Genomic DNA, 20722 nt, shown 5'->3' on the forward strand with positions numbered 1-20722 from the left:
CGTGGCACGCCGCTCGGCCGACGACGGCCTGCTCGACTGGCTGCCGGGGCTGCTCGAGCAGGCCCGCTGGTTCGCCGGCAAGGGCCGCGACGGTCGGGTTGTCGATGTCCGGTTGTTGACCACCTGGGTCGATTCCTACGAACCCCTGCGCAGTTGGGCGGTGCTGGTCGAATACCCGGACGGATCCACCGAGCATTACCACGTGCTGGCCGAACACACCGCCGAAGGCCCCCGGGAACCGTCGGAGACCGGCTGGCAGGACCTGTGGACCGCGGTCGCCGCCGACCTGCGCGGCACGTCCCGGCTGGACGAGGAGGTGCCCGGTTGGGCCGACCTCCCGGTGCGGGTGCTGACCGGGGAGCAGTCCAACACCTCCCTGCTGATCGGTGATGCGTTGATCGTCAAGATCTTCCGGACGCTGGAGCGCGGCCGATCGGTGGAATCGGAGATGGCCGATCTGCTCGATGGGCAAGCGATGGTGGCCCGCAACTACACCACCGTCGGCATCGATCCGGGTGACCCACGGATCGGGCCGGTCGACCTGCTGACGGTGTTCGAGCAGTTCCCCACCGCCGAGGACGGCTGGGAACTCGCCACCTCCCGGGCCGAGCAGCAAGCCGACTTCACCGACGAAGCCCACACCCTCGGGGTGACCCTGCGCCGGGTCCACCGCACCCTGGCCGAACGGGCGAAGACCGCGATCATGCCCGGCGCCACGATCACCGCCGCGATGATCCGCCGCCTCGATGCCGCGGTGGACGAGGTTCCCGAGCTGGCACCGTTCGTCCCCGACCTCCGGCAGGTCTTCGAAGCACTGGCCGACCACACCCTGACCGTGCAACGCGTGCACGGGGACTTCCATCTGGGCCAGTGTCTGCGCGTCGCACCGAACGCCTGGCGGATCATCGATTTCGCCGGGGAGCCACTGAAATCGGCCCGGGAGCGCCGGGCTCCCGACTCGCCGCAGCGCGATCTGGCCGGAATGCTACGGTCATTTTGCTATGCCGGCCGGGTCGGACAGACTCGTGCTGCACCCTCACCAGCCGGGTCGGCGTGGACCTTGGCCTGCCGGGAGGCATTTGTGAGTGGCTACCGCACCGGGGACTCGTCCCCCACTGCCAGTGAGCGCGCAGCGCTGCGCGCCTATGAGCTCGACAAGGCCGTCTACGACGTCATCTACGAAACCCGCAATCGCCCCACCTGGCTGCCCCTCGCCCTGGGCACGCTGAACGACTCGCTGCAGATGTGAAGGAGAACCCCCGATGGCACACGATCCCTCTGGAGGCCTGACCGGTTGGGACCTGGAAGGTTTCCACACCGGTGGCGACACCGAACTGTGGAAGCGGCTCGGCGCCCACGTGGTGACCATCCCCAACGGCGACGGCGGCGAGGTCACCGGCACGCGTTTCGCGGTCTGGGCGCCCAATGCCAAGCGGGTCCAGTTGGCCGGTGACTTCAACGGCTGGGACGGCGGCTGGCACGAGATGCATCTGGTGCCCGGCTCCGGGGTGTGGGCGATCTTCGTACCCGGACTCGGCGACGGGGCGCTGTACAAATACAAGGTCCTCGGGGCCGACGATCGCTGGATCGACCGGGTCGACCCGATGGCCAACTTCGCCGAGCCGGCCCCGGGCAACGCCTCCATCGTCTACACCAGCCAGTACGAGTGGAACGACGAGGAGTGGCTGGCCAAGCGCGCGGCCTCCCAGCCGCACAAGGAACCGATGAGCATCTATGAGGTGCACCTGCCGTCCTGGCGTCCGGGCAAGAGCTACCGGGAACTGGCCGACGAACTGGTCGAGTACGTCACCTGGCAGGGCTACACCCATGTCGAGTTCATGCCGCTGGCCGAACACCCCTTCCTGCCGTCGTGGGGTTATCAGGTCACCAACTACTTCGCCCCCACCTCCCGGCTCGGCAAGCCCGATGACCTGCGCTATCTGATCGACCGGCTGCACCAGGCCGGGATCGGCGTCTACATGGACTGGGTGCCCGGGCACTTCCCCAAGGACGAATGGGCGCTGGGACGTTTCGACGGCACCGCCCTGTACGAGCACGCCGACCCCCGCCAGGGCGAGCATCAGGACTGGGGCACCTACATCTTCAACTACGGGCGCAACGAGGTGAAAAGCTTCCTGATCTCGAACGCCCTGTACTGGGTCAGCGAGTTCCACGTCGACGGGCTGCGCGTCGACGCGGTGGCCTCGATGTTGTACCTGGATTACTCCCGCGAAGAGGGTCAGTGGGTGCCGAACCAGTATGGCGGCCGCGAGAACCTCGAGGCGATGGACTTCCTGCGCTACGTCAACAAGCACCTGTACGAGCGCGAGCCCGGCGTGATCATGGTCGCCGAGGAGTCCACCTCCTGGCCCGGTGTCACCAAGCCGGTGCACGAGAACGGTCTGGGCTTCGGCTTCAAGTGGAACATGGGCTGGATGAACGACACCCTCTCGTACCTCGCCCACGAGCCGGTGCACCGCCAGTACCACCACCACGAAGTGACCTTCTCGATGGTCTACGCCTATTCCGAGAACTTCATCCTGCCGATCAGCCACGACGAGGTCGTGCACGGCAAGGGCTCGATGGTGAACAAGATTCCCGGCGACGACTGGCAGAAGTTCGCCACCCTGCGCGCCTACTACTCCTACATGTGGTCACACCCGGGCAAGAAGCTGATCTTCATGGGCTGCGAGTTCGGCCAACGCCCCGAGTTCAACGAGTCCGCCGGCCCCGAATGGTGGGTCTCGGATCTGGAGATGCACGGCGGCCTGCAGCGACTCTTCCGCGATCTCAACGGGATTTACCAGGCGCACCCGGCGATGTGGGAACTCGACACCAGCCCCGAGGGCTTCCGCTGGATTGATGCCAACGATGCCGGGCGCAACACCTACAGCTACCTGCGCAGTGATGAGGCGGGCAATCAGGTGGCCGTGGTGATCAACTTCTCCCCCGTGCCCCTGGACGCACACCGGATCGGGCTGCCGCGCGAAGGTGTCTGGCGCGAGATCCTGAACACCGATGCCACGATCTACGACGGCACCGGCATGTTCGGCAACCTCGGTCAGGTCGAGGCCGTGGCCGTACCGCACAACGACCTGCCGGCCAGCGCCCAGATCGTGGTGCCGCCGCTGGGCGCGGTGTGGCTGGCGATGGACGCCTGAGCTTGACCCTCTCGCGACGTGAGGCCACACAGTGGAGTCATGACCGAGAGGACAACGATGACAACGGCCTGGACCGTGGGCAAGGTGGCCGACACCTTCGGGGTGACGGTGCGCACCTTGCACCACTACGACGCCATCGGATTGCTCACCCCCAGTGAACGTTCGACGGCCGGCTACCGGCTGTACACCGCCGACGACCTCACCCGGCTCCAGCAGATCGTGGTGTACCGACGGCTCGAGATGCCGTTGGACGAGATCGCCACCCTGCTGGACGGCGGTGAGGACACGGTCGATCATCTGCGTCGTCAGCGCGCATCGGTCATGTCCCGGCTGGACGAGCTGCGCGAGCTCGTCGCGGCCATCGACCGAGCACTGGAGAAAGAGATGACCCACCAGAAACTGACCGACGCCGAGATGCGCGAACTCTTCGGCAACGCCTTCGACGATTCCTACGCCGCCGAGGCCGAACAGCGTTGGGGCCACACGCCCCAATGGCAGCAGGGCCAAGAACGCACCGCACATTTCACCCGCGCCGACTGGCAGGCCGTGAAGGACGAATCCGACGCCGTCGAGGCTGCCGTCGTCGCCGCGATGGACGCCGGCCTGGCCCCCGATCACGAGCGGGCGATGGCTGCCGCCGAGCAGCACCGGGCGAGCATCGAGCGGTTCTACGACTGCGACTACCCGATGCATCGCAACCTGGCCGACACCTACGTCGGCGACCAGCGGTTCACCCGGTACTACGACGCGATCCGGCCGGGCATGGCCCAGTACCTGCGCGATGCCATCCACGCCAACGCCGACCGGCGCGGCGAGGACGGAGCCGGCAGGTCCTGACCTGCCGGAGCAGCCCGGCCTAGAACAGGGCCGAGGTCAGGGCCCGGCGGGCCTTGATCACCCGCGGATCGGTATTGCCGAGAGTGGCGAACAGTTCGAGCAGCCGCACCCGGGCGGCTTCGCGGTCGTCGTCGCGGCGATTGCGGATCAGCTCGAGCAATCGCTCGAAGGCCGCATCGGCATCGCCGCGGGCGAAGTCCAGATCGGCGGCGTCCAGGTTGGCGGCCAGATCGGACGGATCGCTGCTCAGCCGCTGGGTGACATCGGCCGCATCCAGGGTGGCGGCCCGGGCCAACAAACCGGCCTGGGCCGCACCCGCGACCGCCTCGGCGTCGTTGGGGTTGGCCTTGACGAGTTTGTCGAACTCCTCCCGGGCAGCGGCGAAGTCACCGCGCTCGAGTGCCTCGTCGGCGGCGGCGAACCGCGGATCGGCGGCCTGGGGCTGTTCCTCGTCCTGGGGCTGAGCGGCCGAGACCGGCTCGGCCCGTCCGACGATGCCGTTGGCGACCGCAGCCTGCATCACCTGCTCGATCAACTCGACCAACTGGGCGCGCGGGGTGGGGCCCTGGGACAGCGGCACCATCTGACCACCGATCACCGCGGCCAGGGTGGGCACTCCCTGCACCTGCAGGGCCTGGGCGATCTGCGGTTGTTCGTCCACATTGGCCCGGGCCAGCAGCCAGCGGCCCTGCCCCTCGGCGGCCAGGGCGGCCAGGTCGGCACTGAAGGCCTCGGCATTGGCCCGCGGTGACCACAGTTCGACCAGCACCGGATGCTGCAGCGACTTGCGCATCACGTCTTCGAAGGTCTGCACCGTCACATCGACCACATAGCCGCCACCGGCGGGCGCGCCGTGGCCCGACGCCGGCGCCTGCGCCATCAGCGCGGAAAGGTCGACCGCTCCGGGACGGCTGAAATCGGACGAGGTCATTTCACGAAGCTCCTTCTCGACTCTGAACTCCCCGAGCGTACCGGGCAACACCCAACCGGAACATCGGCACCACGGCGGGGTACCGAAACCGCCGACCCGGCGACAGGCCCGCGACCCCGGTTCGGCATGATGAGGACATGGCCCACGAACGCGCTGGTCAGCCAGCACTCCCCGAAGATCTGATCGATGTGGACGCCGTGCTCGGCGCCTATTACGACATCGCCCCCGATCCGGACAACCCCGATCAGCAGGTGGTTTTCGGAACCTCCGGCCATCGCGGCTCGAGCCTGGATGGTGCCTTCAACGACCTGCACATCGCCGCCACCACGCAGGCGATCGTGGAGTACCGCGCCGGTGAAGGGGTGAGCGGACCGCTGTTCATCGGCAAGGACACCCACGCCCTGTCGTTGCCGGCCTGGCAGACCGCCCTGGAAGTACTGCATGCCAACGGGGTGGATGTACGGGCCGAGCGCGCCGACGAGTACACCCCCACCCCGGCGGTGTCCCGGGCGATCGTGGTGCACAACTCGAAGAACTCCGGGCCGAGGGCCGACGGCATCGTGGTGACGCCCTCGCACAATCCGCCCCGCGATGGTGGGTTCAAGTACAACCCGCCGCACGGAGGCCCGGCCGACAGCGATGCGACCAAGGTGATCGCCGCCCGGGCCAACGAGTTGATGCGCGACCCGTCCGGGATCAAGCGCACCCCCTATGAGCGGATCGACAGCGAGATCACCCGCTTCGATTACCGCACGCCGTACTGCGAAGACCTGATCAATGTGATCGACCTGAACGCGATCTACCGGGCCGGGGTGCGGATCGGCGCCGACCCGATGGGCGGGGCCTCGGTGCAGTACTGGGAGTACCTGGCGGAGCGTTCGGGGCTGGATCTGACCGTGGTGAACCCGCAGGTCGACCCGACCTGGCGGTTCATGACCCTGGACACCGACGGCAAGATCCGGATGGACTGCTCCTCCCCCGATGCGATGGCCTCGTTGATCACCAACCGCGACGCCTTCGACATCTCCACCGGTAACGACGCCGATGCCGACCGACACGGCATCGTCACCCCCGACGCCGGGCTGATGAACCCCAATGCCTATCTCGCGGTCGCGATCGGGTATCTGTTCGCCCATCGTCCGGGTTGGCCGGCCGATGCCGGCATCGGCAAGACCCTGGTGTCCTCGTCGATGATCGACCGGGTCGCCGACGAGCTCGGCCGCAGGCTGGTAGAGGTGCCGGTGGGCTTCAAGTGGTTCGTGCCCGGCCTGGGTGACGGGTCGATCGGGTTCGGTGGCGAGGAATCGGCCGGGGCCTCCTTCCTGACCCGCGACGGGGAGACCTGGACCACCGACAAGGACGGCATCATTCTGGACCTGCTGGCCGCCGAGATCCTCGCGGTCACCGGCAAGAGCCCCAGCCAGTTGTACGCCGAACTCGTCGACCGCCACGGTGCCCCCTTCTACGCCCGCCGCGATGCCGACGCGAACCGGGAGCAGAAGGCCCGACTGTCGGCACTGAGTTCCGAGGACGTGCAGGCCGAGACCCTGGCCGGGGAACCGATCACCGCGGTACTCACCGAGGCCCCGGGCAACAATGCCGCGATCGGCGGACTGAAGGTGACCACCGAATCGGCCTGGTTCGCCGCGCGTCCCTCGGGCACCGAGGACAAGTACAAGATCTACGCCGAATCGATGACCAGCGAGGAGCATCTGGCTCAGGTACAGGCCGAGGCCCAAGAACTCGTCAACCAGGTTCTGGAGGGCTGAGGGCTCAGAAGTCGCCGGCCGCCTGACGCGGGGCGATCAGCAGGGTGGAGAGCTGATCGGCCTGCTCCGGGCTGAGCGCGTCGAGAAAGAACTTGGCCTCGCAGATCAGTTGGGTGGCTTGTTCGGCGATCTCGCGTCCCTGCTCGGTGATCACCGCGATCGCCGCCCGGCCGTCGGCGGGGTGGGGTTCCCGGGTGATCAGCCCGGCGGCCACCAGACGCTGCACCAGGGAACTGACCGAGGTGGCGTGCACCTGCAGCCGCTCCCCCACGATGCTCAGCGGCAACGATCCGCGCTTGGAGAACTGCAGCAGTACCAGCACCTCGTAGCGGGCGAAAGTGAGCCGCAGCGGACGCAGCAACTCGTCCAGTTGGGTGATCACGAGCTGGTGCACCCGCATCAGGGAGGTGACCGCGCGCATCCGTTCCGCCTCCGGGTAACGCTGGGCCCAGGTCTGGGCCGCCCGGTCGATCGGGTCGAAGGGCAGCGGCTTGGTGCTCATCGGTGCCGCGCTCCGGCACCGCGCAGGCCGGCCCGGGCCAGCACCCGCTGAATCGTCAGGTCGCGCTCGTCGGGGCGTCCGACATACCGGATCTCACGCAGACCCTGGTCCTGGGCGGCCGATTCGAAGATGAAGTGGCCGTAGCCGAAGATCCGGCCCAGCAGCGGTTTGGCCACCGCAATGTCCAGGATTCGGCTCATCGGCATGGTGGCCAGGTGCCGGTCGAAGATGCCGCGCACCCGGAAGACCCGCATGTTGGTGATCACGAAACGGTCCATGTGCACCTCCTGCACCTTCACCAGACCGATGATCACCACGACGATCCCGATGATCGCGAAGATCCACCAGAAGGCGCCCACCAGGGGCATCAGGGCGAACAGCACGGTGCCACCGAGCACGATCAGCACCGGTTTGATCAGCGCCACCGGATGCCGTCGCACCTCGTCGACGATGACCTCACCCTCGTCCTCGATCAGGTGGCGTTCCACCCGGGGATGCAGCCAACTGCTCGCGTCCATGCCCAGCTCCGCCGGTCACCAGCCCTCGGCGAGCGCGGTGAAGAACCGTCCGATCGCAGCGAACCCGTTGAAGAAACCACGTACCGCCGCAGCGGCATCCTCGGGCCGGGTGAAGAGGTAAAAGAGCGCGAAAGCCACCACCAGCACGATCAGTACTCGCTTGATCCAGGTGCTCATTCGTGGTCTCCAAAACGGTCCGGGGGAAGGCGGGTTCGATGACGAACCCAGGACTCAATCACTTTCATACACGCCCGGGCGGGCGAACCGCGCCACGCCACGCCGCCGCGTGCCTTTTCGAGGCGCAGTTCGTGCCCCACCCCGCCCGATCCCGCCCGGGTGGGGAGTTCTAGGCTGAAGTCATGACTGATGCCAACGAATCGCTGTTTGTGTGCGTCGACCACGTCGGCCTTGCCGTCCCCGATCTGGACGAAGCCATCAAGTTCCACACCGAGGTGATGGGCTGGCGCGTGGTGCACCGCGAGGTCAACGAGGAACAAGGGGTCGAGGAGGCGATGATCGCCACCGGCGACAACACCGAGACCGCTGCCGAACTGCAGTTGCTGGCCCCGTTGAACGAGGAATCGACGATCGCGAAGTTCCTCGATCGCAACGGCCCCGGCATGCAGCAGATGGCCTACCGGGTGGAGAACATCGATCGGGCGTGCGAGGTGCTGCGCGAACGCGGCATGCGCCTGCTCTACCCCGAGCCGCGGCGCGGCACGGCGAACTCGCGGATCAACTTCGTGCACCCCAAGGACGCCCGCGGTGTGCTGTTGGAGATCGTGGAACGCGCCGAGCACTGACCGGTTCCCACCGGTCAACTAGGGTTGGCCACGCATGACCGACTTTCCCCAATCGGAGGAGTACGAGCGATGGCCGCCGATGAGCATGGACTGGACCTGATCACCGAGACGGTCAGTGCTGCCGGCAGTTTTCCGGTGGTGCTGCGCGGATACGACCGCCACGCGGTCGATGATTACCTGCGGTCCCTGGAATCACAGTTACTGCAGCGCACCCGCCAGGTGCACCAACTGGAAGCGGCCGTCGCGGAACTGGCCGAACAGGAGCCGACGCAGCAATCGTCCGACCTGTCCTTGGACACCGAGGAGGCCGCCGGACATGCCGGGGTGATGCTGAGCAGCGCCCGGGCCCGTGCGGAGGAACTGATCGCCGAGGGGCATCGCAAGGCCGAGGCGACGATGAACGACGCCAACCTGGCCGCCGAGCAGATTCGCCAGATCGCCGAACGCGACGCCGAGGACACCCGCCTGGCCGCCACCATGGAACTGCGTGAGGTGCGCGACCGGGTCAACTCCCGCAGCCAGGAGCAGCTCAACGCCGCCAAGTCCGAGGGTGATCTGCTGTTGGAAGCGGCCCGCAAGGAAGCCGAATCGGTGACCGCCGATGCCAAGACCCGGGCCGAGTCGATGGTGGCCACCGCCAAGGCCGAGGCCGATGCCCTGGTGCAACGCGCCACCGCCGAAGCCGCACGGTTGACCGCCGAGGCCGCCGAGCAGCGCGACGAAGTGCTCAGCCGGATCGCCACCGAACAGAGCGAGGCCGGTCAGCGGATCAACGGCATGCTCGCCGAGGCCAGGGCCGGCCACGAGGATGCCCTGGCCCGGTTGCGCACCGAAACCGAGACCGCCGCCGAGGTGCGTGCCGATGCCTTGGCCGAGGCCGAACGGATCCGGGTCACCGCGGTGCGCGAGGCCCAGGAACACCTCAACAAGCTGGAAGCGGTGCTGAAGTCGCGGCGTGCCCAGGCCCAGGCCGAGTGGCGACGGCACCAGTTGGCGCTGCGGGAGCAGACCGATGTGCTGCTGCAGCGACGTCAGGCCCTGGCAGCCCAGTTGGAGGCCGCGGCCGCGATGGCCACCGAGCTTGCCTCCGGTGGCTTGGCCGAGGTCGATATGGACGGGTTGATGCGAGATCTGCCCGAACCCGAGCCGCTGCCGGATTCGGTACTGGCGATGCCCGAGACACCGGAGCTCTCGGAGGTGGAGGACGCGGGTGAACCGGCCGAACAGGATGCTGGGGTCGAACCGGCTGAGTCGGTCGAGGAGCAGCCCGAATCCGAGGAGCAGCCTGAATCCGTGGAGCAGGCCGAACTCGACACCGACGACGAGCCGACCGCAGTGCTCAGCCGCGATTCCGAGCACGCCTGAGCCGACTACCACGACGGTGCCCGCATGCCGGGTACAGTGCCCGGCGTGCGCATCGTGATTGCCCGCTGTCAGGTCGACTACTCCGGACGCCTCACCGCCCACCTGCCGATGGCCACCAGGGTCATCATGGTGAAGGCGGACGGCTCGGTGCTGGTGCACTCCGACGGCGGTTCCTACAAGCCGTTGAACTGGATGAGCCCGCCCTGCCGGCTGACCACCCGTCCGGCCCCCGAAGACCTGGCAGCGGTGGTGGGTGCCGAACAGGACGCCGCCCTCACCGAGGTGTGGGAGGTCGTCGGCAAGGACGGCGACACCCTGCAGATCGCGATCGCGGAGGTCTTCGGCGACTACACCCATGACCTGGGGGTCGACCCCGGGTTGCAGAAGGACGGGGTGGAGGCACACCTGCAGGAACTGCTCGCCGAGAATGTCACCACGCTGGGCACCGGTTGGCGGCTGGTGCGCCGCGAGTATCAAACCCCGATCGGCCCGGTCGACCTGTTGTGCCGCGACGACGACGGGATGACTGTGGCGGTGGAGATCAAGCGACGCGGCGGCATCGACGGGGTGGAACAACTCACCCGGTACCTGGAGATGCTGAACCGCGACCCGCTGTTGCGTCCGGTACGCGGGGTGTTCGCCGCCCAGCAGATCAAACCCCAGGCCCGCACGCTGGCCGAAGACCGCGGCATCACCTGCCTCACCCTCGACTACGACGCCCTGCGCGGCATGGACAACGCCGAGGACCGCCTCTTCTGAGGGCCCATGACCAGTTTCTCCCCCGTGTACGACCGCGTGTCGTAACCGTGAAACACTCGAGCAATGACTGAAGCAGTGGTTGCGGTAATCGGACTGGGCGCCATGGGCGCAGGCATCGCCGAGGTGTTCGCGAAAGCGGGACATCCGGTGGTGGGCATCGAGTACAACGACGAGGCGCTGGAGCGCGGCCGGGGCATTCTCTCGACGTCGGTGGATCGCGCCGTGGCCAAGGACAAGCTCAGCGCCGAGGATCGCGACGCCCTGCTCGAGCGGATCACCTGGACCACCTCCACCCCCGACGGGGTGCGTGAGGCCGACCTGGTGATCGAGGCGGTCAACGAGAACCCCGACCTCAAGGCCTCGATCTTCTCGGTGGTCGATCAGCACGCCCCCGCCGATGCGGTGCTCGCCACCAACACCTCCTCGCTGTCGATCACCGCGATCGCCGCCGCCACCAGCCGCCCCGAGCAGGTGATCGGCATTCACTTCTTCAACCCCGCTCCGGTGCAGAAGCTGGTCGAGGTGATCCGGGCCCCGCGCACCGGTGCGGCGACCATCGAACGTGCCGTCGAGTTGCTGCGCGCGGTGGGCAAGTCGCCGATCGTGTGTGCCGACCGGGCCGGCTTCATCGTGAACTACCTGCTGCTGGGCTATCTGAACCACGCGGCGCGGCTCTACCAGGACGGCTTCGCCGACCGCGATGTGATGGACGCGGTGATGGTCGAGCAGGCCGGATACCCGATGGGGCCGTTCACCCTGCTCGACATGGTCGGCCTGGACGTCGCCCATTCGGCCCTGGTGCGGATGCACTCCGAAACCGGCGACCGGCTGCACGCCCCCGCCGCGGTGCTGACCCAACTGGTCGCCGCCGGCATGCTCGGCCGCAAAACCGGCCGCGGCTTCCACAATCACCAGGAGGGCTCCGACGAGGGGCCGGTCACCTGGGCCGAGATCGACGTGCCGACCCGGGAGGCCGAGCTCCCGATGGCTCTGGTCGCGCCGTACCTGAACGACGTGTTGAACATGGTCGGCCGACGTTACGCCACCCCGAACGACATCGACACCGGGATGGCCCTGGGCTGCCGGATGCCGAAGCCGTTCGATGTGATCGCCGAGATCGGTCCGGTCGCCCTGCTGGAGGCCCAGCGGGCGATTCACGCCGAGACCGGCGAGCCCGCACACCGTCCGGCCCGGCTGTTGGAGGAGTTGGCCGCCGCCGACGATCCGGCCGCCGCGCTGACGGCGCTGCGGGGCTGAGCTGCGTCCCTGAGCGGCGCGACTAGGCTGGCGATATGGCCAAACGTCCCAGCAAACACGCGCGCCCACACCGTCCGCTGTCGACCGGGTGGGCGCGCGGGGTGGAGCGACGGGACGGCGACTGGGTGGTGCGTGACGTTCCGGCCGACCGGGCCACCAAGGACTACCGCTGCCCCGGCTGCCAGGGCCTGATTCGTTCCGGAACCGCCCATGTGGTGGCCTGGCGGGCCGAACCACCCCTGGGGCACACCTCGGCGGTGGAACACCGCCGGCACCACCACACCGGATGCTGGGAGCGGATCCGATGAGCCTGCCCGAACCACGGGAACAGGACCTGACCGCCGGGCGCCTGCTCAACAGCCACCGGCACCTGCCCGAGCAGACCGATCAGGACACCCCCCGGGTGGTCTTCGCGCACGGGTTGTTCGGCCGGGGCCGGAACTGGGATCAGATCGGCAAGGCGTTGGCCGCCCGCGGCGCGATCAGCATTCAGCTCGACCTGCCCAACCACGGCCAGTCGCCGTGGACCGACACCTTCGACTATGTGCAACTCGCCGACCAGGTGGCCGGGTTCATCCGGCGCGAGGGGCCGTCGATTCTGGTCGGGCATTCGATGGGCGGCAAGATTTCCATGCTGGCCGCCCTGCGCCACCCCGATCTGATCCGCAAGTTGGTGGTGGTGGACATCCCACCGGGCAACTCGGCCGGGGTCAGCAACTTCACCAAGTACATCGACGATCTGTTGTCGATCGATCTGAGTTCGCTGCGCAGCCGCCGCGATGCCGAGGAGCAACTGGCGGCCCGGGAGTCGAGCGCCATGGTGCGGGCCTTCCTGCTGCAGAACCTGCGCCGCACCGATGGTTGGTCCTGGGAGCCGAACCTGGAACTGCTGCGCGAGGCCCTGCCCGAGATCGGCGGCTGGCCGGACTATCACGGCCCGCCCTACCCCGAACCGGTGTTGTGGTTGAACGGTGCCGATTCGCCCTATGTCCAACCCGAGCACGAAGCACTGATGCGCGAGCTGTTTCCGGCCACCCGGCAGGTACGGGTGAAGGGAGCCGGGCACTGGGTACACTCCCAAAAACCCGAACTGGTCACCTCCATCCTCAGCCAGTTCATTTTCGGAGGAAACACATGACCTGGTTGCCGCTGCTCGACGTCGCCCCCGACCCGATCACCGATCCCTCCCGGTTCGGGCCCTTGGCGGTGATTCTGCTGCTGGCAGTGGTGGTGGTGATCGTGCTGATCATCGTGTTGCGCAAGATTCGCGGCCGCTGAGCTCAGAAGAAGACCAGGCCGACCAGCGCCGAGCCGGCATTGGCGCCGACCGCGTAGAGCAGGGCCGTCACCCACGGCTCCCGCACCCCGGACTTGCTCAGCACGAGCGCGGCCACCAAGACCTCGACCAGCACCGCCGCCAGTTCGGCCCACGCCCAGGTGCGCCAGGTCGGATCGGCGTTGGTCACCCGCCACACCACCGGGTGGGTCAACAGGTTCAGCACCAGGGTCAGCCCGAGGGCGAGCAGCACGGTGCGCCTGCGCCTTCTCGGCCGCTCGGGCCGAGCGGAGCGCTCACCGAACAGGCACCACAACCACCAGGGCGCCTCCAGCAGGCAGGTGAGCCAGAACGCGAGCACGCCCCATCCTAGGCCGCAGGCTTCGGGTACGCTCGCCGAGGACCCGGACCACGGAGTCCTCCCCCACGCAGGAACGGTACATGGATCTTCTTCTTTCGATTCCGAGCCCGAGCATCAACGGCTTCCAACTCGGTCCGGTCAAGATCCACTTCTATGCGCTGTGCATCATGGCCGGCATCGTCATCGCCTATTGGCTGACCAGCCGTCGTTGGCAGGCCCGTGGCGGCCGACCACAAACGGTCGAGACGATCGTCATGTGGGCGGTGCCGCTGGGCATCATCGGCTCACGGATCTACCACGTGCTCACCCACTGGGGCGACTACTTCGGTGAGGGCGCCCGCGGTAATCCCTGGGCGATCTGGGAGGGTGGCCTGGCCATCTTCGGCGCGATCATGTTCGGCGCCCTCGGTGCGGCCATCGGCGCCCGGATGACCGGTGCCCGGCTCGCGGCCTTCGCCGACGCGCTGGCCCCCGGCATGCTGATCGCCCAGGCCACCGGACGGCTCGGCAACTGGTTCAACCAGGAACTCTTCGGAGGCCCCGACAACGGCCCCCTCGGCCTGGAGATCGACCGCCAGCACCGTCCGGCGGGCATGAAGGATGTCGAAACCTTCCAGCCGACCTTCCTGTACGAGTTGAGCTGGAACCTCACCGGCGCGGTCATCCTGCTGCTGCTCGACCGCAAGTTCGCCCTGGGCAAGGGCAAGCTCTTCACCCTCTACCTGCTGATCTACGGCACCGGACGCTTCCTGATCGAGGGCATCCGCACCGATCCCTCGTACATGGTGGGCCCGCTGCGCACCAACCAGGTCACCGCCCTGGTGCTCGCGCTGCTCGGGCTGGTGCTGTTCGCCCTGTTCCTCAAGTTCCGTCCCGGACGCGAGGACGCCGTCGAGGTACCCCGGGCCACCGACGGGAACGTGCCGGCCGCCGACGTCGAGAAGCGCGAGCAGGTCGAGAAGACCGAAGACGCCGGAACGACCGAGCAGGACGGGACGGCCGAAGAGACACCGTCCGACAGGGGCGCTAAACCTGCGGAGGACTAGCCTGCGTCCATGGCCCTGCTGAACCCCACCAGCACCCCGGATAGCCGGGTGCAACCACCCGGCGGGCTGCTGGTGGCGGGATCGGCACTGAGCGTGGTGGTGATCTTCGCCATCGCCACCACCGCTCCCCTGGCCACCGTGGTGTTGGGCCTGATCTGCTGCGGTCTGCTGCACCACGTGCTGGAGTACCGCTACCTGGCCGGACGCTTCGCCGGATTGTTCACCCCCGCGGTCTGGGGCCTGATCGGACTGCTGATCGCCGGCATCATGCTGACCCGGGCCGGGTTGGTGCCGCATCCGGCCTTGGTCGAGATCGGCCTGGGCTACCTGGTGCTCGGCGCCGGGGCCTGGTGGGGGTTGGCCGGACGGCGACGGTGGCTGGTGCTCGGGCTGATCGCCGCAGCAGCGGTCGTCTCCGCGGCATTCCCCGCCTGGCATTTCGTGGTGCTGACCCACCTGCACAATGTGTTGCCGGTGCTGTTCCTGTGGGAGTGGTCGCGACGACTCTCCCCCACCGTCCGTCACGGGCTGCGGGCGGTGCAGGTGTTGTGGGTGGCGGTGCTACCGGCGCTGATCCTGTTCGGTGCTCTGGACGGGGTGCTGACCACCGATCCCGGGCTGGTGGCGGGCTTCATCGGCGACGGCGCCCGGGTGGTTGCCCTGCACGCCCCGCCGGATGCCTCGGTGATCGTCGGCAGCCGCTTCCTGACCGTCTTCGCCCTGATGCAGTCGATGCACTACGTCACCTGGTTGGTGCTGATGCCGCTGCTCACCGGTGCGGTCACCGCCCGGGCGGAGCGGGCCGTCCCGGCCCTGCGCGGGCCACGCCTGTGGCTGCTCGGGCTCGGGTTGGCCGCAGTACTCGGCGTGGTCTTCGTCTTCGACTGGTTCGAGGGACGCACGGTGTACAGCCTGTTGGCCAGCTACCACGCCTACCTGGAATTCCCGGTGCTGCTGGCGGTGCTGTGTTCCGCCCGCAGCAGTGGCATCAGCCGGCCGAAACCTTCTTGATCTCGGCCGGGTTGTTCGGCTTGCCACCACCACCGGGCGAGGTGCCGTCCTGACCCTCGGCCGCGATCCGATTCACCACACCGATCGAGTCTTGGTCCATGGTGCCGAAGACGGTGTAGTTCGGGGGCAGTTCGGTGTCCTCGTAGACCAGGAAGAACTGCGAGCCGTTCGTATTGGGCCCGGCGTTGGCCATCGCGACGGTACCGGCCGGGAAGGTGTCCGAGGGGTCGGTTTCGTCGGCGAAGCTGTAACCGGGGCCACCGGTTCCGGTGCCGGTCGGGTCACCGCACTGCAGCACGAAGATGCCCGAGTCGACCAGCCGGTGACAGGTGGTGCCGTCGAAATAGCCCTGGGTGGCCAGGGACTCGAAGGAGTTCACCGTGCACGGGGCCTTGGCCCGGTCCATCGTGATCACCACGTTGCCCTCGTTGGTCTCGATGGTGAAGGTGGCTTCGCCACTGGCCGGCACTCCGGTGGTCTCGGGGGCATCCACCGGCTTGGCCGGCTCACCGTCCGGCGGATACTCACAATCCACCGTCTCCCCGGCCTGACCGGTCTGTTCCGTGCTCGGCTCGGTCTCACCGGCGGGCTCGGAGGCCTCCGGGGCAGGAGTCTCGGGCTTCTGGGTCTCGGGAGCCACGGCACAGGCGGTCAATGCCAGGGTGGCCGCTGCGAAGAAGGGCAGGGTACGCATCATCGACATCACCGGGCCAGCCTACGCTGTATTCCATGGTGAACCTGACGAAGATCTACACCCGAACCGGCGATGCCGGCCGAACCCATCTGTCCGACATGTCGCAGGCCGACAAGCATGATCCCCGCGTCGCGGCCTACGGCGATGTCGACGAGGCCAATGCGGTGCTCGGTATCGCGCTGGCCGTCGGGTTGCCCAAGGAAGTGGACGAGGTCTTGCGGTTCATCCAGAACGAGCTGTTCGACCTCGGTGCCGACCTGTCCCATCCGCTGCAGCAGGAGTACCAGTACCCGCCGCTGCGGATCGAACAGGAATGCATCGACCGGCTCGAGGCCTGGTGCGACCACTTCGGAGAGCCGTTGCCGAACCTGCGCTCGTTCATCCTGCCCGGGGGCACCCCGGCTGCGGCTCAGTTGCATCTGGCCCGCACGGTGGTGCGGCGGGCGGAGCGTTCGGCCTGGATCGCGGTACACACCTACGGCACCGACCCGGCCGCGGACGACCGTCCCGGTGGAGTGAACCTGCTGGCTGTGAAGTATCTGAACCGGTTGTCCGACCTGCTGTTCATTCTGGTGCGGGTGATCAACGGCGCCGAGGGCGACATCCTGTGGGTACCCGGTGGCGAACGCCGTCCCACCGACCCCAAGGGCCTGCGTCAACGCAAGCGGATCACCGGCGAGGGCTGAACCGGCCCGGCCGGCGGCCACAGTTCTCCGTGTCATCGGACGCGATCCGCTGCGCCACCCAGTATCAGCCGACGTTGCCGTACCGCTCCGCGCCCAGGGTCAGCGTGGTTTTCATCTTGTCATCGCTCAGCACGATGCGGGTCTCCACCTGTGACATGTCGATGTCCACATGGTCCTTGCTGTGGAAGGGGTCCTCCCAGTAGCTGTAGCGAGGTATCGGGGTGCCGTCATCCTGCATCAGGTAAATATTGATCCGATGGGACTCCAGCCCCACACCCATGAAGGGCTCTCGGATGGTTCGCTCCAGGCAGACCTTGTTGTCGTCGGAACACACCCGTTGCAGCACCGTCGCGTCGTCGTGTTTACCGTAGTTCATCGCCAGTACCACCAACACCACCGCAGTCATCATCACGCCGATGATCAGGCCCAGCACACCGGTCAGCAGGCCGACCGCAACCCGGCTCAAGCCTGTTGATGGGCGGGGCCCGGCGGGGCCGCCTCCAGCCAACTCATCAGGCCGGTGAGGGATTGGGGGTCCAGGGCGATGTCCCATTCCTGTCCTTCGATCTGCAGACGGGCGATGTGTTGCCCTTCGAAAAGTACCACCGCCTCGGTCGCATCCGGTTCGCGCTGACCGACGATCTCGATCAACCGGCGTCGGAATTGCCACTTGGGCCGAAAGGACAGCGAGAAGATCCGGAAGATCTCCAGATCCTCGCCCGAATAGCGCGCGGCGGCGAGCACCCAATCGGGGCTCGCCGCCGCATCAACGCTGCGCACCGCACAGTCGAACAGTCCTCCCGAACGGGAGAGCCACCGACGGCGGGCGAACAGCCATACCAAGGGCGTTGCAATCACGATCAGCGCGACGAACACGCCGATCAGAACAACGCCGAACCACTCCATGAACGCAGACTACTCGGCGTGCGAGTAGCTCGACGAACGGCTCTCAGGCAATCTTTTGCGCTGCCTTCACCTGAGCACTGGCACGGTTGTAACGACGCCGGGTCTCCTCGTCGTCCTGATCGTTCTCCAGGTGTCGGGTGGCCTCGGCCAGTTCGCGCTCGGCCTCGGCCAGGCTGATCTCCTGGCCGAGCCGTGCGTACTGACTGAGAATCGACACCCGTCCGTGGGCCACCGAGATGAACCCGCCGTCAACGGCGATGATCTCGCGGCGGCCGTCCGGGTTCAGGATCTCCACACCGCAGGGCACCAGCACCGCCAACAGCGGTGAGTGTCCGGGCAGGATGCCGATGTCACCCTCGACCGTACGGGCGATGATGTTGATCGACTCCCCCGACCAGACCACCTTCTCGGCCGAGACGACCTCGACGTGCAAGGGGGAATTCGTCATGGCCTCAGTTGCCCTTCTCCATCTCGGACCAGCGCTTCATCACGTCTTCCATGCCACCGACGTTGAAGAACGCCTGCTCGGCGATGTGGTCGACCTCGCCGTCGCAGATCATCCGGAAGCCCTCGATCGTGTCCTTGACCTCGACGGTCGAGCCGGGCACGTTGGTGAACTTCTCGGCGGTGTAGGTGTTCTGCGACAGGAACTGCTGAATCCGGCGGGCCCGGTTGACGATGATCTTGTCTTCCTCGCCGAGCTCGTCGACACCCAGAATCGCGATGATGTCCTGGAGTTCCTTGTTGCGCTGCAGGATCTGCTTGACCCGCACCGCGGTGTCGTAGTGCTCCTGACCCACGTACTGCGGGTCGAGAATGCGCGAGGTCGAGGTCAGCGGGTCCACCGCGGGGTACAGACCACGCGAGGCGATCTCACGGGAGAGCTCGGTGGTCGCATCCAGGTGGGCGAAGGTGGTGGCCGGCGCCGGGTCGGTGTAGTCGTCGGCGGGCACGTAAATCGCCTGCATCGAGGTAATGGAGTGACCCCGGGTCGAGGTGATTCGTTCCTGGAGCTGACCCATCTCGTCGGCCAGGTTGGGCTGGTAACCCACCGCGGACGGCATCCGGCCCAGCAGGGTGGACACCTCCGAACCGGCCTGGGTGAAGCGGAAGATGTTGTCGATGAACAGCAGCACGTCCTGGTTCTGCACATCGCGGAAGTACTCCGCCATGGTCAGCGCCGACAGCGCCACGCGCAACCGGGTGCCCGGCGGCTCGTCCATCTGACCGAAGACCAGCGCGGTGTCCTTCAACACGCCGGCTTCTTCCATCTCGAAGATCAGGTCGTTGCCCTCACGGGTGCGCTCGCCCACACCGGCGAACACCGAGGTACCCGAGTGGTTGTGCGCGATCCGGTAGATCATCTCCTGGATCAACACGGTCTTGCCCACACCGGCACCACCGAACAGGCCGATCTTGCCGCCCTTCACGTACGGGGTCAGCAGGTCGAGCACCTTGATGCCGGTCTCCAGCATCTCGGTCTTCGACTCCAACTGGTCGAAGGCCGGCGGCTCGCGGTGGATCGGCCAGCGCTCGGTGATCTCGATCGACGAGGGGTCGACGTTGAGCACCTCACCGGTCACGTTCCAGACGTGGTTCTTGGTGACATCGCCGACCGGCACGGTGATCGGGGCACCGGTGTCGCGCACGTCCTGGCCGCGACGCATGCCGTCGGTCGGCTTCAGGGCGATGGCGCGCACGGTGTTGTCACCGACGTGCAGGGCGACCTCGAGGGTCATGGAGCGCACGTTGCCGTCGCCCATGTCGATGTCGACGGTCAGCGCGTTCATGATGTCGGGCATCTCGTCGGGCGCGAACTCGACGTCGACGACCGGACCGATCACGCGGGCCACCCGACCCACGCCACCGGGCTTGGTCTGTTCGCTCTGTTCAGCAATCGCAGTCATTCTCACTCGCTCTCGGCGGTTCCCTCGGCGAGCGCGCTTGCGCCACCGACGATTTCGGTAATTTCCTGGGTGATCTCGGCCTGACGGGCCTGGTTGGCCTGTCGGGTCAGGTCACCGATCAACTGGGTCGCGTTGTCGGTTGCCGACTTCATCGCGCGCTGGCGGCTGGCCAGCTCCGATGCCGCCGACTGCAACAGGCAGTAGTGGATCCGGCTGCGCACGTACAGCGGCAGCAACTCGTCCAGCACCGTCTGCGGATCGGGTTCGAAGTCGTAGATCGGCAGCGCCTCGCCCTCGGAACTCCAGGACGGATCTTCCTCGGCCTCATCGGCCTCGACGAACTCCAGCGGCAGCAGCCGGATGACTTCGGGACGCTGTACCAGCATCGACACGAACCGGGTGTAGACGATGTGGATCTCGTCCACCCCGCCTTCTTCGACCGGGGTCTCGAAGGCCTCGATCAGGGTGTCGGCGATCTCCTGGGCCTGTTCGTAGGTCGGCGAATCGGAGAAGCCGCTCCAGATCTTTTCTGTCTCGCGTTCCCGGAACTCGTAGAAGGCCTGACCCTTGCGTCCGGACAGGTAGGTCTTGATCGACTTACCGTCGGCGCGCAGCAGCTCGGTGAGTTCCTCGCCAGCCTTGATCACCGACGCGGAGTAGGCGCCGGCCATACCCCGGTCGGAGGTGATCAACAGCATCGCGGCGTGGGTCGGGTTCTCCGGCTCCACCGCCAGCGGGTGCTCGACATCGCGCACCGACGCCACGGCCGAGACGGCCTTGGTCAGCTCCCGCGAGTACGGCGCGGCCGCGTTGGCCCGTTGCTGGGCCTTCGCGATCCGGGCCGCGGCGATGAGTTCCATCGCCCGGGTGATCTTTTTCGTGGTCGATACGGACTTAACTCGCTGCCGTAGCTCACGAAGACTGGCAGTCATC

The 20722-nt window shown here is 67.1% G+C and carries 25 protein-coding genes; 14 read left to right on the forward strand and 11 right to left on the reverse strand.

Annotated features, from left to right (window positions below; all coding sequences use genetic code 11):
• Position 1 precedes the first annotated feature (1 nt).
• The 3 genes from ACR4XW_RS10410 to ACR4XW_RS10420 are packed head-to-tail and all read left to right on the forward strand — an operon-like array spanning position 2 to position 3998.
• Entirely contained in the window at positions 2-1249 is a 1248-nt protein-coding gene (locus ACR4XW_RS10410) for a phosphotransferase (protein ID WP_434760494.1), read from the forward strand.
• Positions 1250-1262: 13 nt separating this feature from the next.
• On the forward strand, positions 1263-3161 hold the full coding sequence (gene glgB / locus ACR4XW_RS10415) for a 1,4-alpha-glucan branching protein GlgB (RefSeq protein ID WP_434760495.1): 1899 nt from the start codon (positions 1263-1265) through the stop codon (positions 3159-3161).
• 39 nt (positions 3162-3200) lie between these two features.
• On the forward strand, positions 3201-3998 hold the full coding sequence (locus ACR4XW_RS10420) for a MerR family transcriptional regulator (RefSeq protein ID WP_434760496.1): 798 nt from the start codon (positions 3201-3203) through the stop codon (positions 3996-3998).
• A 19-nt stretch (positions 3999-4017) separates the two neighbouring features.
• On the opposite strand, the gene ACR4XW_RS10425 is transcribed toward ACR4XW_RS10420, so the two are convergent.
• Complete coding sequence (locus ACR4XW_RS10425) at positions 4018-4929, reverse strand: tetratricopeptide repeat protein (protein WP_434760497.1); 912 nt, start codon at positions 4927-4929, stop codon at positions 4018-4020.
• A gap of 137 nt (positions 4930-5066) precedes the next feature.
• On the opposite strand from ACR4XW_RS10425, the gene pgm reads away from it, so the two are divergent.
• Complete coding sequence (pgm, locus tag ACR4XW_RS10430; protein WP_434760498.1) at positions 5067-6698, forward strand: phosphoglucomutase (alpha-D-glucose-1,6-bisphosphate-dependent); 1632 nt, start codon at positions 5067-5069, stop codon at positions 6696-6698.
• 4 nt (positions 6699-6702) lie between these two features.
• On the opposite strand, the gene ACR4XW_RS10435 is transcribed toward pgm, so the two are convergent.
• The 3 genes from ACR4XW_RS10435 to ACR4XW_RS10445 are packed head-to-tail and all read right to left on the reverse strand — an operon-like array spanning position 6703 to position 7895.
• Positions 6703-7200, reverse strand: a complete 498-nt coding sequence (locus ACR4XW_RS10435; RefSeq protein WP_434760499.1) for a MarR family winged helix-turn-helix transcriptional regulator — start codon at positions 7198-7200, stop codon at positions 6703-6705.
• Positions 7197-7718, reverse strand: a complete 522-nt coding sequence (locus tag ACR4XW_RS10440; RefSeq protein ID WP_434760500.1) for a PH domain-containing protein — start codon at positions 7716-7718, stop codon at positions 7197-7199. Before ACR4XW_RS10440 ends, ACR4XW_RS10435 begins: the two co-directional genes overlap by 4 nt.
• A 15-nt stretch (positions 7719-7733) precedes the next feature.
• On the reverse strand, positions 7734-7895 hold the full coding sequence (locus ACR4XW_RS10445; protein ID WP_434760501.1) for a hypothetical protein: 162 nt from the start codon (positions 7893-7895) through the stop codon (positions 7734-7736).
• A gap of 182 nt (positions 7896-8077) precedes the next feature.
• Between ACR4XW_RS10445 and mce the strand changes: the two genes are divergently transcribed.
• The 7 genes from mce to ACR4XW_RS10480 all read left to right on the forward strand — a co-directional run bounded on the left by mce (position 8078) and on the right by ACR4XW_RS10480 (position 13180).
• On the forward strand, positions 8078-8521 hold the full coding sequence (gene mce, locus ACR4XW_RS10450; protein ID WP_434760502.1) for a methylmalonyl-CoA epimerase: 444 nt from the start codon (positions 8078-8080) through the stop codon (positions 8519-8521).
• A gap of 69 nt (positions 8522-8590) precedes the next feature.
• Positions 8591-9886 carry a coiled-coil domain-containing protein gene (locus ACR4XW_RS10455; RefSeq protein ID WP_434760503.1) on the forward strand — a complete coding sequence of 432 codons (1296 nt, stop codon included), beginning with the start codon at positions 8591-8593 and terminating at the stop codon, positions 9884-9886.
• 24 nt (positions 9887-9910) lie between these two features.
• Positions 9911-10645: an endonuclease NucS gene (gene nucS, locus ACR4XW_RS10460; RefSeq protein ID WP_434760504.1), complete on the forward strand. Its 735-nt coding sequence runs from the start codon at positions 9911-9913 to the stop codon at positions 10643-10645.
• 63 nt (positions 10646-10708) lie between these two features.
• Positions 10709-11902: a 3-hydroxyacyl-CoA dehydrogenase gene (locus tag ACR4XW_RS10465; protein ID WP_434760505.1), complete on the forward strand. Its 1194-nt coding sequence runs from the start codon at positions 10709-10711 to the stop codon at positions 11900-11902.
• A gap of 35 nt (positions 11903-11937) precedes the next feature.
• Positions 11938-12210 (forward strand): Rv1322 family protein, encoded by a 273-nt coding sequence (locus ACR4XW_RS10470; protein WP_434760506.1) that lies wholly within the window; start codon positions 11938-11940, stop codon positions 12208-12210.
• On the forward strand, positions 12207-13040 hold the full coding sequence (locus tag ACR4XW_RS10475) for an alpha/beta fold hydrolase (protein ID WP_434760507.1): 834 nt from the start codon (positions 12207-12209) through the stop codon (positions 13038-13040). Before ACR4XW_RS10470 ends, ACR4XW_RS10475 begins: the two co-directional genes overlap by 4 nt.
• Positions 13037-13180 (forward strand): hypothetical protein, encoded by a 144-nt coding sequence (locus tag ACR4XW_RS10480; protein WP_434760508.1) that lies wholly within the window; start codon positions 13037-13039, stop codon positions 13178-13180. The genes ACR4XW_RS10475 and ACR4XW_RS10480 overlap by 4 nt, the downstream gene beginning before the upstream one ends.
• Positions 13181-13182: 2 nt before the next feature.
• Here the strand turns inward: ACR4XW_RS10480 and ACR4XW_RS10485 are convergent, their stop codons facing one another.
• Complete coding sequence (locus tag ACR4XW_RS10485) at positions 13183-13539, reverse strand: hypothetical protein (protein WP_434760509.1); 357 nt, start codon at positions 13537-13539, stop codon at positions 13183-13185.
• A gap of 80 nt (positions 13540-13619) precedes the next feature.
• On the opposite strand from ACR4XW_RS10485, the gene lgt reads away from it, so the two are divergent.
• Together lgt and ACR4XW_RS10495 are read left to right on the forward strand one after the other, a co-directional pair.
• Positions 13620-14585 carry a prolipoprotein diacylglyceryl transferase gene (gene lgt / locus ACR4XW_RS10490; protein ID WP_434760510.1) on the forward strand — a complete coding sequence of 322 codons (966 nt, stop codon included), beginning with the start codon at positions 13620-13622 and terminating at the stop codon, positions 14583-14585.
• A 9-nt stretch (positions 14586-14594) separates the two neighbouring features.
• A complete protein-coding gene (locus ACR4XW_RS10495; protein ID WP_434760511.1) occupies positions 14595-15596 on the forward strand; it encodes a hypothetical protein in 1002 nt (333 codons plus the stop codon).
• Here the strand turns inward: ACR4XW_RS10495 and ACR4XW_RS10500 are convergent.
• Positions 15574-16299: a peptidylprolyl isomerase gene (locus tag ACR4XW_RS10500; RefSeq protein WP_434760512.1), complete on the reverse strand. Its 726-nt coding sequence runs from the start codon at positions 16297-16299 to the stop codon at positions 15574-15576. The genes ACR4XW_RS10495 and ACR4XW_RS10500 overlap by 23 nt on opposite strands.
• 26 nt (positions 16300-16325) lie before the next feature.
• Here ACR4XW_RS10500 and ACR4XW_RS10505 point away from each other — a divergent pair, with 26 nt between their 5' ends.
• Positions 16326-16976, forward strand: coding sequence for a cob(I)yrinic acid a,c-diamide adenosyltransferase (locus ACR4XW_RS10505; protein ID WP_434760513.1), 651 nt, complete (start codon positions 16326-16328; stop codon positions 16974-16976).
• A gap of 64 nt (positions 16977-17040) precedes the next feature.
• Here the strand turns inward: ACR4XW_RS10505 and ACR4XW_RS10510 are convergent, their stop codons facing one another.
• The 5 genes from ACR4XW_RS10510 to ACR4XW_RS10530 are packed head-to-tail and all read right to left on the reverse strand — an operon-like array spanning position 17041 to position 20721.
• The gene (locus tag ACR4XW_RS10510) at positions 17041-17442 is read right to left on the reverse strand and encodes a hypothetical protein (RefSeq protein WP_434760514.1); all 402 of its coding nucleotides are present in this window, start codon (positions 17440-17442) and stop codon (positions 17041-17043) included.
• On the reverse strand, positions 17439-17882 hold the full coding sequence (locus ACR4XW_RS10515) for a DUF2550 domain-containing protein (protein ID WP_434760515.1): 444 nt from the start codon (positions 17880-17882) through the stop codon (positions 17439-17441). Before ACR4XW_RS10515 ends, ACR4XW_RS10510 begins: the two co-directional genes overlap by 4 nt.
• 43 nt (positions 17883-17925) lie before the next feature.
• Positions 17926-18330, reverse strand: a complete 405-nt coding sequence (locus tag ACR4XW_RS10520) for a F0F1 ATP synthase subunit epsilon (protein ID WP_434760516.1) — start codon at positions 18328-18330, stop codon at positions 17926-17928.
• A 4-nt stretch (positions 18331-18334) separates the two neighbouring features.
• Positions 18335-19789, reverse strand: coding sequence for a F0F1 ATP synthase subunit beta (gene atpD / locus ACR4XW_RS10525; RefSeq protein ID WP_434760517.1), 1455 nt, complete (start codon positions 19787-19789; stop codon positions 18335-18337).
• Positions 19790-19791: 2 nt separating this feature from the next.
• Positions 19792-20721, reverse strand: a complete 930-nt coding sequence (locus ACR4XW_RS10530) for a F0F1 ATP synthase subunit gamma (protein ID WP_434760518.1) — start codon at positions 20719-20721, stop codon at positions 19792-19794.
• Between the last annotated feature and the right edge of the window lies 1 nt (position 20722).

The sequence above is a fragment of the Pseudenemella bisphenolivorans genome (genome assembly GCF_051133435.1).
Taxonomy (GTDB): domain Bacteria; phylum Actinomycetota; class Actinomycetes; order Propionibacteriales; family Propionibacteriaceae; genus JAAYAO01.

What these genes read in the sequence shown, in the direction of transcription:
- glgB (WP_434760495.1), top strand. Translation starts at nt 1,263, where the DNA reads ATGGCACACGATCCCTCTGGAGGCCTGACCGGTTGGGACCTGGAAGGT.
- ACR4XW_RS10420 (WP_434760496.1), top strand. Translation starts at nt 3,201, where the DNA reads ATGACCGAGAGGACAACGATGACAACGGCCTGGACCGTGGGCAAGGTG.
- ACR4XW_RS10425 (WP_434760497.1), bottom strand. Translation starts at nt 4,929, where the DNA reads ATGACCTCGTCCGATTTCAGCCGTCCCGGAGCGGTCGACCTTTCCGCG.
- pgm (WP_434760498.1), top strand. Translation starts at nt 5,067, where the DNA reads ATGGCCCACGAACGCGCTGGTCAGCCAGCACTCCCCGAAGATCTGATC.
- ACR4XW_RS10435 (WP_434760499.1), bottom strand. Translation starts at nt 7,200, where the DNA reads ATGAGCACCAAGCCGCTGCCCTTCGACCCGATCGACCGGGCGGCCCAG.
- ACR4XW_RS10440 (WP_434760500.1), bottom strand. Translation starts at nt 7,718, where the DNA reads ATGGACGCGAGCAGTTGGCTGCATCCCCGGGTGGAACGCCACCTGATC.
- ACR4XW_RS10445 (WP_434760501.1), bottom strand. Translation starts at nt 7,895, where the DNA reads ATGAGCACCTGGATCAAGCGAGTACTGATCGTGCTGGTGGTGGCTTTC.
- mce (WP_434760502.1), top strand. Translation starts at nt 8,078, where the DNA reads ATGACTGATGCCAACGAATCGCTGTTTGTGTGCGTCGACCACGTCGGC.
- ACR4XW_RS10455 (WP_434760503.1), top strand. Translation starts at nt 8,591, where the DNA reads ATGGCCGCCGATGAGCATGGACTGGACCTGATCACCGAGACGGTCAGT.
- nucS (WP_434760504.1), top strand. Translation starts at nt 9,911, where the DNA reads ATGCCGGGTACAGTGCCCGGCGTGCGCATCGTGATTGCCCGCTGTCAG.
- ACR4XW_RS10465 (WP_434760505.1), top strand. Translation starts at nt 10,709, where the DNA reads ATGACTGAAGCAGTGGTTGCGGTAATCGGACTGGGCGCCATGGGCGCA.
- ACR4XW_RS10470 (WP_434760506.1), top strand. Translation starts at nt 11,938, where the DNA reads ATGGCCAAACGTCCCAGCAAACACGCGCGCCCACACCGTCCGCTGTCG.
- ACR4XW_RS10475 (WP_434760507.1), top strand. Translation starts at nt 12,207, where the DNA reads ATGAGCCTGCCCGAACCACGGGAACAGGACCTGACCGCCGGGCGCCTG.
- ACR4XW_RS10480 (WP_434760508.1), top strand. Translation starts at nt 13,037, where the DNA reads ATGACCTGGTTGCCGCTGCTCGACGTCGCCCCCGACCCGATCACCGAT.
- lgt (WP_434760510.1), top strand. Translation starts at nt 13,620, where the DNA reads ATGGATCTTCTTCTTTCGATTCCGAGCCCGAGCATCAACGGCTTCCAA.
- ACR4XW_RS10495 (WP_434760511.1), top strand. Translation starts at nt 14,595, where the DNA reads ATGGCCCTGCTGAACCCCACCAGCACCCCGGATAGCCGGGTGCAACCA.
- ACR4XW_RS10500 (WP_434760512.1), bottom strand. Translation starts at nt 16,299, where the DNA reads ATGTCGATGATGCGTACCCTGCCCTTCTTCGCAGCGGCCACCCTGGCA.
- ACR4XW_RS10505 (WP_434760513.1), top strand. Translation starts at nt 16,326, where the DNA reads ATGGTGAACCTGACGAAGATCTACACCCGAACCGGCGATGCCGGCCGA.
- ACR4XW_RS10515 (WP_434760515.1), bottom strand. Translation starts at nt 17,882, where the DNA reads ATGGAGTGGTTCGGCGTTGTTCTGATCGGCGTGTTCGTCGCGCTGATC.
- ACR4XW_RS10520 (WP_434760516.1), bottom strand. Translation starts at nt 18,330, where the DNA reads ATGACGAATTCCCCCTTGCACGTCGAGGTCGTCTCGGCCGAGAAGGTG.
- atpD (WP_434760517.1), bottom strand. Translation starts at nt 19,789, where the DNA reads ATGACTGCGATTGCTGAACAGAGCGAACAGACCAAGCCCGGTGGCGTG.
- ACR4XW_RS10530 (WP_434760518.1), bottom strand. Translation starts at nt 20,721, where the DNA reads ATGACTGCCAGTCTTCGTGAGCTACGGCAGCGAGTTAAGTCCGTATCG.